This window comes from Marivibrio sp. (assembly GCF_040218065.1).
Lineage (GTDB): Bacteria > Pseudomonadota > Alphaproteobacteria > UBA8366 > Aestuariispiraceae > Marivibrio.
Map to the genome: position 1 here is coordinate 17,847 of NZ_JAVJQE010000006.1, position 9,131 is coordinate 26,977.

At 69.0% G+C, this 9,131-nt stretch carries 7 protein-coding genes; 5 read left to right on the plus strand and 2 right to left on the minus strand.

Annotation, left to right across the window (positions count from 1 at the left end; translation table 11 throughout):
* The first annotated feature begins 1 nt into the window (after position 1).
* Positions 2-685: a cupin domain-containing protein gene (locus RIB45_RS04935; RefSeq protein ID WP_350049120.1), complete on the plus strand. Its 684-nt coding sequence runs from the start codon at positions 2-4 to the stop codon at positions 683-685.
* Here RIB45_RS04935 and RIB45_RS04940 read toward each other — a convergent pair.
* A complete protein-coding gene (locus RIB45_RS04940) occupies positions 682-2,202 on the minus strand; it encodes a sensor histidine kinase (RefSeq protein WP_350049121.1) in 1,521 nt (506 codons plus the stop codon). The genes RIB45_RS04935 and RIB45_RS04940 overlap by 4 nt on opposite strands.
* 101 nt (positions 2,203-2,303) lie before the next feature.
* Here RIB45_RS04940 and crcB point away from each other — a divergent pair, with 101 nt between their 5' ends.
* From crcB to RIB45_RS04960, 4 genes are read left to right on the plus strand one after another with little or no spacing between them, the layout of a single operon-like run.
* Positions 2,304-2,696 carry a fluoride efflux transporter CrcB gene (gene crcB, locus RIB45_RS04945; RefSeq protein ID WP_350049122.1) on the plus strand — a complete coding sequence of 131 codons (393 nt, stop codon included), beginning with the start codon at positions 2,304-2,306 and terminating at the stop codon, positions 2,694-2,696.
* A complete protein-coding gene (locus tag RIB45_RS04950; RefSeq protein WP_350049123.1) occupies positions 2,693-3,718 on the plus strand; it encodes an RluA family pseudouridine synthase in 1,026 nt (341 codons plus the stop codon). Before crcB ends, RIB45_RS04950 begins: the two co-directional genes overlap by 4 nt.
* On the plus strand, positions 3,715-4,398 hold the full coding sequence (locus RIB45_RS04955; protein WP_350049124.1) for an HAD-IA family hydrolase: 684 nt from the start codon (positions 3,715-3,717) through the stop codon (positions 4,396-4,398). Before RIB45_RS04950 ends, RIB45_RS04955 begins: the two co-directional genes overlap by 4 nt.
* 48 nt (positions 4,399-4,446) lie before the next feature.
* On the plus strand, positions 4,447-7,491 hold the full coding sequence (locus tag RIB45_RS04960; protein WP_350049125.1) for an AsmA family protein: 3,045 nt from the start codon (positions 4,447-4,449) through the stop codon (positions 7,489-7,491).
* A 62-nt stretch (positions 7,492-7,553) separates the two neighbouring features.
* Here the strand turns inward: RIB45_RS04960 and RIB45_RS04965 are convergent, their stop codons facing one another.
* Entirely contained in the window at positions 7,554-9,083 is a 1,530-nt protein-coding gene (locus RIB45_RS04965) for a sensor domain-containing diguanylate cyclase (RefSeq protein ID WP_350049126.1), read from the minus strand.
* Positions 9,084-9,131 lie beyond the last annotated feature (48 nt).

Consider the following 9,131-nt stretch of genomic DNA (forward strand, 5'->3'; position numbering starts at 1 on the left):
GATGGCCGCGATCAACGCCGACTTCGACGCACGCGTCCTGATTCACAGCGCCGACCTGCCCTGGGTCGCCTCGCCGATGCCCGGCGTCGAGCGCCGCATGCTGGATCGACTGGGCGATGAAGTGGCGCGCGCCACCTCCGTCGTGCGTTACGCCCCGGCCAGCGCCTTCAGCCCGCACACCCACGGCGGCGGTGAGGAGTTCCTCGTCCTGGACGGCGTTTTCCAGGACGAGCACGGCGACTATCCGACCGGAACCTACGTGCGAAACCCGCCGACGAGCCGGCACACGCCCGGCTCCGCGCCCGGCTGCACGATCCTGGTGAAGCTCTGGCAGTTCGACCCCGACGACCGCACGCCGGTTCGGGTCGAGACCGCCGGGGAGGTCGGCCGTGCGGCGGAGGACCGCCCGGGCGTCCGCCAGCTGCCGCTGTTCGAGGACGCCCGCGAATGCGTGCGAATCGAGACCTGGCGGTCCGGGTCGGTTCAGCGGCTGGCGGATCACGGCGGCTTGGAGCTCTTCATCCTCGACGGCGCGCTGAGCGAAAGCGGCGATGCGCTCAAGCCGGGCTCGTGGCTGCGCCTGCCGCCGGATCGGCCGCTTGAAGCGACCGCCGGGCCGGCCGGCGCGCGGCTGTGGGTGAAGACGGGGCACCTGGCCCGGGGCGTGTCGGCTCCGGCTGATTAAGCCCGTTTTACCAGCAGCGTGGCGGCCGCGCCGCCTGCGGCGGCGTTCACGACCGTCAGTTCGCCGCCCATCCGCAGCATCAGCGAGCGCGTGATCGCCAGCCCGAGGCCGCTGCCCGGCTGCTTGGCGTATTGCGGGTCGTCCTGGATCACGAAGGGCTCGCCCAGGCGTTCCAGGACCGTCTTCGGCAAGCCCGGGCCTTCGTCGCGTACGGTGAGCGCAAGCCGGTCCGGATCGCCGGGTGCGTCGCCCGCCGTGACCCAGACGCCGGAGCCCTCCGGCGCAAATTTCGCGGCGTTGGAAAGCAGATTTAAAAGGCACTGCTTCAAGGCGCGTCGGTCCGTCTGCACCGCGACGCCTTCCGCGATCTGCACGCTGACCGCAAGGGCGCGCGCCTCCAGCATCGGACGGACGGCGTCGAGCGCCTCCTCCACGGCCTCAATCGCGGCGGTGCGCTGCATCTCAAGCGGAAACGCCCCGCTTTCGATGCGCGAGAGATCGAGCACGTCGTTGATCAGGTCGAGCAGGTAGGAGCCGCTTCGATGGATGTCGTCGGCGTAGGCGGCGACCTTGTCCACCGGCAGCGAATCCGCCGCCTCGCGCAGCAGGTCGGAGAAGCCGAGGATGGCGTTGAGCGGCGTGCGCAGTTCATGGCTCATATGCGCCAGAAAGTCCGTCTTCGCGCGGTTGGCGGCCTCGGCCCGTTCGAGCGCGCGCTGGGTTTCCTGCTCGGCGCGCTTGGCCGCGGTGATGTCGCGGACGGTGCCCTCGAAATAAAGCGGTTCGCCCTCGTCGTCGCGCACGAGATAGGCGTTCTCGGAAATCCAGATCCGCTCGCGCGTGCCGTGGCGGTAGATCTCGCTCTCGAAGTCTTCGACGACGCCGTCACGCTCCAACAGCCGCTTGAACTCGTCCCGACGTTGGGGATCGACGTACCATTCGGTGGCGATGTCCTTGACGGCGTTGAGGTGCTCCTCCTCCGTCGCGTAGCCGTTCAGGTGGTTGAGCGCAGGATTGGACCGCAATTGCTTGCCGTCGAGGGAGGACCGGTAGATCCCTTCCGTCGCGCGCTCGAAGATGCGGCGATAGCTCGCCTCCGCTTCGGCGAGGCGCTCCTGCGTCTCGATCAGATCGCTGACGTCGGCGACGGAGCCGACATAGCCGATCACCTGGCCCGTCGCGTCGCGGATCGCCGTGGATGTCTCGCGAACCCAGAAGCGCGAGCCGTCCAGCCGTCGCGCCTTGAGGATGCGCCCGCGGACCGATCCGCCTTCGTCGATTGTCGCTCGGATGATGCGTTGATCGCTCGGATCGTCGTAGAAATCCTTGGAATTCGCGCCGGCCGCCAGCATCGCGGCCGCCGAATCGAAGCCGAGCTGAGTGGCCAGCACGTCATTCCCATAAAGGAAGCGCCCGTCCAGCGCGGTCTGGAAGATGCCGACGCCGGCGTCTTCCACCATCTGACGGGCCGTCTCCGGCGCCAGATGCGTCGTCGGGTGGTCCAGCCGCTGCGTCATCCCAGTTCCCCATGCCCTAACGGCGCAGGATATCGGATCGCGTCGCGCAGGAATAGGCCGCCCTTGCATCCGGGCGCGACCGGCCGCATAACCGCCGCATCATGACGCAGCTTCTCGCCATCGCCCTGGGCGGCGCGCTCGGCGCCCTCGGCCGCCACTATGCCGCCGGCTGGGTGACGGGCGCGCTCGGCGGCGGATTCCCGTGGGGAATCTTCGCGGTCAACGTCCTCGGCTCCTTCCTGATGGGGGGGCTGGTGGAGGGGTTCGCGCGCCTGGGCGCGCCGTTCGCTGAGGCGCGCGCCTTTCTCGCGGTCGGGGTCTTGGGGGGATTCACCACCTTCTCCACCTTCTCGCTCGACGCCGTGCTGCTGATCGAGCGGGGGCACATCGCCCAGGCGGCCGGCTATATCGTCGGCTCCGTCGTCCTGGCGATCGGCGGGCTTTACTTCGGCATGGCGGTGACGCGCTTGGCGCTCGGCGGAGGCGCGGGGTGAGCGGCGGGGTCAAGACGCTGACGGTGAAGCCGGACGAGGCCGACATGCGCCTTGATCGCTGGTTCAAGGCGCGGCTGCCCGACATGCCCTTCGCGCGGCTGCAAAAGGCGCTGCGCAAGGGCGAGATTCGGGTCGACGGGGGGCGGGTCAAGGCCTCCGACCGGGTGCAGCCGGGCCAGAAGGTCCGGGTGCCGCCCTATCAGGCCGCCGACGCCGCCGCAGCCGGCGGCGGTAAGCCCCGCGGCCCCGACGATCAGCCCGCCGATCCTAAGGACGCCGCCTTGGCGCGAAGCCTGGTGATCCACCGCAATCCGGCGATCCTGGCGCTCAACAAGCCGGCCGGCCTGGCGGTGCAGGGGGGCAGCAAGACGACCCGGCATCTCGACGGCATGCTGGGGCACCTAAAGTTCGAGGCGCCCGAGCGTCCGCGTCTCGTCCACCGCCTGGACAAGGACACCTCCGGCGTCCTGCTTTTGGCCCGCGACCGGCAGACGGCCGCCAAGCTGGGCCGATCCTTCAAGGACCGCCGGACGCGCAAGGTCTATTGGGCGATCGTCGTCGGCGTGCCGGATCCGAAGGCGGGGACGATCACGCTGCCGCTCTCCAAGGCGGGGGCCAAGGGGTCGGAGCGTGTGGAGCCCGACCCGGACGACGGCCAGCCTGCGATCACCGACTACGTCGTCCTGGAGAACGCCGGCAACAAGGCGGCCTTGGTCGCGCTGTGGCCGCGCACCGGACGCACGCACCAGCTGCGCGCGCACATGGCCGCGATCGGAACGCCGATCCTGGGCGACGGCAAGTACGGCGGCAAGGCGGCCTTCCCCGACGGTGAGCTAGACCGCGCGTCGGCCGGCCGCGCGTTGCACCTGCACGCCCGCGAGATCACCATTCCGCCGGGCCTGCCGGACGCCGGCGCGACGATCACGGCTCAGCCGCCCAAGGCCTTCCGCGAGACGCTGGACCTGTTCGAATTCGATCCCGAACTGTCGGCGGCCGAAGATCCGTTCGAGGATTTCAAATGAGCGACGCGCCGCTGCGCCTCGCCGTCTTCGATTGCGACGGGACGCTGGTCGACAGCGCAGGCGTGATCGTCGCCGCGATGAACGCCGCCTGGGCGGCCGAAGGGCTGCCGGCGCCCGAGGAGGCGCTGGTGCGCCGGCAAGTCGGGCTCCCGCTGGTGCAGGCGATCGCCAACATCGCGCACGCGCATGCGGCCGAGTTGCACCACCGCCTGGCCGATCACTACCGCGACGCCTTCCTGGGCGGGACTATGCTGGACCGGCATGAGGAGCCGCTGTTCCCCGGCTGTCGTGCGGCGTTGGAGGCGCTGGCCGGCGACGACGTGATCCTCGCCGTCGCCACCGGCAAGGGCCGGCGCGGTCTGCAACAGACATTGGAGCGCCATAATCTCTCCCCATATTTCACCGTGCTGAAGACCGCCGACGACGGCCCGGGCAAGCCGGCGCCGGATATTCTGTTGGACGCGATGGCGGAAGTCGGCGCAGAGCCCTGGAACACGGTCGTGATCGGGGATACGATTTTCGATATGGCCATGGCCGCGAACGCGCGCGCCAAGGCCGTGGGCGTCGGCTGGGGCTACCATCCGCCGCACGAATTGACCAAGGCCGGGGCCCATGCGCTCGCCGAGCGCTTCGAGCAGGTGCCGGTCCTGGCTCAGACCCTGTGGGAGGGGCCGGCTTAAGCCCGATCGCGCAAGACCGGGCGCCGGTTGACGAGGAGAGAAAGTCCGATGCGACGCGCCTGGAAGATTCTGATCGGCGTCCTTGCGGTCCTAGTGGTGATCGCGGGCGGCGGCCTCGCCTACGTCCTCAACATCGACCCCAACGCCTACAAGGCGGACATCGAGGCGGCGGTGATGGAGGAGACGGGCCGCCAGCTGACCATCAACGGTCCGATCGAACTCGACATCGGCACGGAAACCCGCGTCGCCGTCTCGGACGTCACCTTCGCCAACGCCGACTGGGGCTCCCAGCCCGCCATGGCGAGCGTGGATCAGCTTGAGGCCGTCGTGCGCCTGATCCCGACGATCTTCGGGACGCCCGACGTCGTGCGCGTGCGCTTGTCCGGCGTCGACGTGCTGGTCGAGACCAACGCGGACGGCGTCTCCAACACCGCGTTCAAGCCCGCCGGCGCGCCCGATGAGACGGGCGAGCACGCCGACGAAGGCCGCGAGATCGAGGCGCCGCGCGGCGGCCCGATCACGATTCCGATCCTGCGCGACGTGCTGATCGAAGACATCACCGCGATCGTCCGCAACGCCCAGGCGGGGACCGAAAACACGTTCCGCCTGACTCGGCTCTCGCTGCAGGGCGAGGGGGCGGAGGCGCCGCTGTCGTTGGCGCTCGACGCTGCGCTCGACGATCTGCCGATGACGATGGCGGGCACGCTCGGCTCGCCGGCTGCGATGCAGGACGCCTCGACGCCGTGGGAGGTTGATGTGACGGGCGATCTGGTCGGCGTCAAGGTCGCGCTCACCGGCGCGATCATGGAGCCGACGGCCGGGCGGGGCTTCGACCTGGCCTTCGAGGCGGCGGCCGAGGAATTGGCCGATCTGGCCGCCAAGTTCGGCGTCGACGCGCCGCAGGTCGGCGGTTTCACCGCGTCGCTGGCGTTGAAGGGGGACAGCGACGGCGACCTCGCCGCCGAGGATGTCGCGATCGACGTCGGCGGACCGGAACTCATCCGTCTGCTCGTCACCGGCGAGATCGCGTCCGCGACCAAGGTCGCCGGCCTCGACCTCGCGATCGGGGTCGAGGGGGAGGAGATCGGCAATCTCTCCGTGCTGGCCGACCGCTTTGCGGGTCATACGATCCCCGATTTGGGTCCCTTCAAGATCGACGCGCGGGTGACCGGCGGGATGGCCCGCGGGATCGCCGTTACCGGGCTCGACGCGGCGATGGGCGACGTCGGGACCATCCTGCTCGCCGCCAAGGGCGGGATTGCGGACGCCATGAACGCGGCCGGGGTGGATATCTCGATCGACGCGCGCTCCAATCAGATCGGCGCCCTCAGCGCGATCGCGGAAAGTTATACGGGCCAAGGCGTGCCCGCGTTGGGGCCGCTTGATCTGTCGGCGCGTCTGGTCGGCGATCTGCCGATGGCGGGTCGTCCGGGCAAGCTTGCGATCAACGATCTCGACTTCGGACTCGGCGCGGAGGATCTGATCCGTGTGACCGCGGCGGGCGAGGTGGCCGATCTCATGGCGCAAAGCGGCGTCGCGGTCGATCTCACGGCCAAGGCGGTGGAGGTCGGCAATCTCGACGCGCTCGCTCAGACCTATACGGGCGGGGAGGGGGTGCCGGCGCTGGGGCCGCTCGACCTGTCCATGCGCATTCAGGGCTCCAGCTCCGACGGGCTCGGCGTGCAGAACCTTGCGCTGGACTTCGGCCGGGCCGACACCGTGAAGGTGACGGCCCAAGGTTCGATCGACAACGCCCTCAAGGGCGCCGGCGCGGATTTGAGCTTCGCGGTCGTCTCGCCGGATCTCGGCGTGCTGTCCCAGGCCGTCGGCGGCGGCGTTCCCTCGATCGGCCCGGTCGACGTGACCGGCGCGATCAAGGCCGGCGCGAACGAGCCGGTGACGCTGGAGCCCTTCACGGCGAAGATCGGGGACAGCGACTTGGCCGGTTCGGTGATCGCCGATCTGACCGGGGCGGTTCCCAAGATCACGGCGAAGCTGAGTTCGCAGCGCTTCGACACCGTCGACGTGACAGGTGAGGGCGGCGGTTCCGCCCAGGGCGCCGGCGACGCGTCGGCCGGGCAGGCGTCCGGCGGCGCCGAGACCGGGGACGGTCGGGTCATCCCGGACGATCCGCTGCCGTTGGCGGCGTTGCAGTCGCTTGACGCCGACATCCGCTACAACGCCAAGCAGCTTCTGCTGCAAGGCTCGGAGTTCGACAATTTCCAATTGGCGGCGGCGCTTACGGGCGGGCGGTTCTCGATCGATACGCTGACCGCCGACGTGGGGGGCGGCAAGTTGGACGGGACGATCGTCCTCGACGGCTCGACGACGCCGGCGCCGCTCGCCATCGACCTGACGGGCGACAAACTCGATCTCGGCGCGCTCGGCGGCGCGGCGGGCTTGAAGGACAAGCTCGAGGGGCCGCTTGATCTGCGGATCGACCTGAAAGGGGCGGGCGACAGCCCCCGTCAAATCGCCGCCAGTTTGGACGGGTCCTTTTCGGCCGTCGTGGTTGACAGCCGCGTGCGCCGAAAGGCGGTCGAAGACGCGATGGGCTCGAACATGGCGCGCCTGGCCGACGTGCTGTTCGGCAATGAGGGCGAATGGGTCGTGGTCAACTGCGCCGTCGTCGACTACGGCGCGACCAGCGGATTGATGGAGGCGAAGGGCGTTTTCGTCGACACCGACGTCTCGACCGTCACTGGTGACGGCGCGATCGACCTGAACACGGAAGAGCTTGCGATGGGGATCAAGCCGCAGACCGGCGTGATCTCGATCCCGCTGCTGTTGACCGGGACGTTGGCCAGCCCGCGGGTCATCCCGGATCCCGATCCCGCCAAGGCGTTGCTGTCGGTCGGCGGCGCGCTTCTCACCGGCGGCGGATTGACGGCGGCGCTTGCGATCATGTCGGCCTCGCTGCCCGAGGACCATCCGTGCATGGCCAGCGCCGAAGCGGCCCAGCAGGAGGCGCAGTCGAGCGACAGCGAGTCGGTCCAGGACCAAATCAAGCAGGCGCCGGAGAAGGCCTTGGAAGGCGCGGGCGACGCGGTCAAAGGTGTGACCGACGGGCTGAAGAATCTGTTCGGAAACTGAAGGCGCACGGGGTCTGCACGACCGGCGAGGGCGAAACGGGCGCTCGCCTCCCTCATGGCCGGCTAAACCGCCCGGTCGGCTTTCACGCGGTTTCGCCCGGCCGCCTTCGCGTCGTAGAGCGCGCGGTCGGCGCCGCCGAGCAGGCTTTCGATAGCGGCTGCGGTGTCATGGGCCGGACGCTCGACCGCGGCGTCCTCGACGTCCGGGCGCTCCAAAGGCGCGCGCTTGGGGTCAAGCGCGGCGACGCCGAAGCTGGCGGTGACGCTCTCGGCTCCGGGGACGCCCAGGGCGGTTGAGAAATCGGCCTGGGCGATGCGCGCGCGCAAGGTCTCGGCCGCCTGTACGGCTTTCTCGCACGGGCAGTCCTCCATCAGGATCGCGAACTCCTCGCCGCCCCAGCGGCTGACGACGTCGGACCGGCGCACGCACTGGCTGGCGAGCGCCGCCACCTGCTTCAGGACCCGGTCGCCGGCCAGGTGGCCGTAGCGGTCGTTGAGCGCCTTGAAGCGGTCGAGGTCGAGCATGACGAGGCTGAGCGGCTCGCCCGATCGGCGGGCGCGCAGGATCGCGCGGTCGAGCTGCTGATCGAACAGCTGGCGGTTGGCGAGGCCCGTCAGCACGTCCGTGGTCGCCATCCGCTCGAGACGACGCTGATACCGGTTGATGGCGACCGCGACCGCCAGGATCGTCAGCACGATGGCGGTCAGGCCGATGGCGAAGTTCGACAGGAAGCCGCCCTCGAGATCGCCCAACGCTTCGGCCTCGTCCGCCTCCACCACCAGCGTCCAGTTCAGCTCCGGAATGTAGCGCGTGGTCATCAGCACAGGCCGATCGTCTCGGCTGATCTGGAAGGCACCGCGCTCGCGGTTCAGGATTTCGGCCCGCAGGCCCTTGAGCGCCTCGACCTCCGACAGGCGGCGGCTGTATGCGATCTCCGGATTTGGATGGATCGTGATCAGCCCGTCGTCATTGACGAAATAGACCGTGCGCTCGAAGACGCGGCGATACCGCTCCACCAATTCGGCGACCGCCTGCAGTTCCAGCCCGACGCCGGCGACCCCGAGAAAGCGCCCGGCGGCGTCGATCACACGGTAGTTGATGAAGATGGTGAGCGTGTTGTCCTGCGCCTGGTTGGGATCGATGTTGATCTCGTACGGGGCCTCCATGTCGCGGGCGCGGAAGTACCAGACGTCTTCCGGATCCGCCGCCGAGACGACTTGCGGCACGCCCGTGAAATGGTAGTAGTTCCGCGTCGCGTCCGAGATGAAAAAGGCGGTGAAGACGTCGTAGCGCTCTTTGATCGTCGCCAGATACCGCACGATCGGATCCGCCTCCCGCTCGCCGTCGTTCGCCCAGTCGTGCAGGAACGCGTCGTTCGCCATGAGCGAGGCGATGAAGATAGGGCGGACCAGATCTGTCTGGATTTCGGAATAGATCGTGTCCCCGGTGAGCGGCAGCTCCGTCTCCAGCACGCTTTCGCGCATGCGCTCTCGGCTGACCTGGTAGCTGACGACGTTGGTCGCCAGGAAGCCGACGACCAGCACCAGGACGACGAGCAGGATCAGGCGGGCGCGGAGGCTGAGGAAAGACATAAGCGGCGAGGCCGTAGAACTGTTGGCGGACCGTAAGCGAGAGGGCCG

Coding starts and splice junctions, on each gene's coding strand:
- RIB45_RS04935 (WP_350049120.1), top strand. CDS start 2: ATGGCCGCGATCAACGCCGACTTCGACGCACGCGTCCTGATTCACAGC.
- RIB45_RS04940 (WP_350049121.1), bottom strand. CDS start 2,202: ATGACGCAGCGGCTGGACCACCCGACGACGCATCTGGCGCCGGAGACG.
- crcB (WP_350049122.1), top strand. CDS start 2,304: ATGACGCAGCTTCTCGCCATCGCCCTGGGCGGCGCGCTCGGCGCCCTC.
- RIB45_RS04955 (WP_350049124.1), top strand. CDS start 3,715: ATGAGCGACGCGCCGCTGCGCCTCGCCGTCTTCGATTGCGACGGGACG.
- RIB45_RS04960 (WP_350049125.1), top strand. CDS start 4,447: ATGCGACGCGCCTGGAAGATTCTGATCGGCGTCCTTGCGGTCCTAGTG.
- RIB45_RS04965 (WP_350049126.1), bottom strand. CDS start 9,083: ATGTCTTTCCTCAGCCTCCGCGCCCGCCTGATCCTGCTCGTCGTCCTG.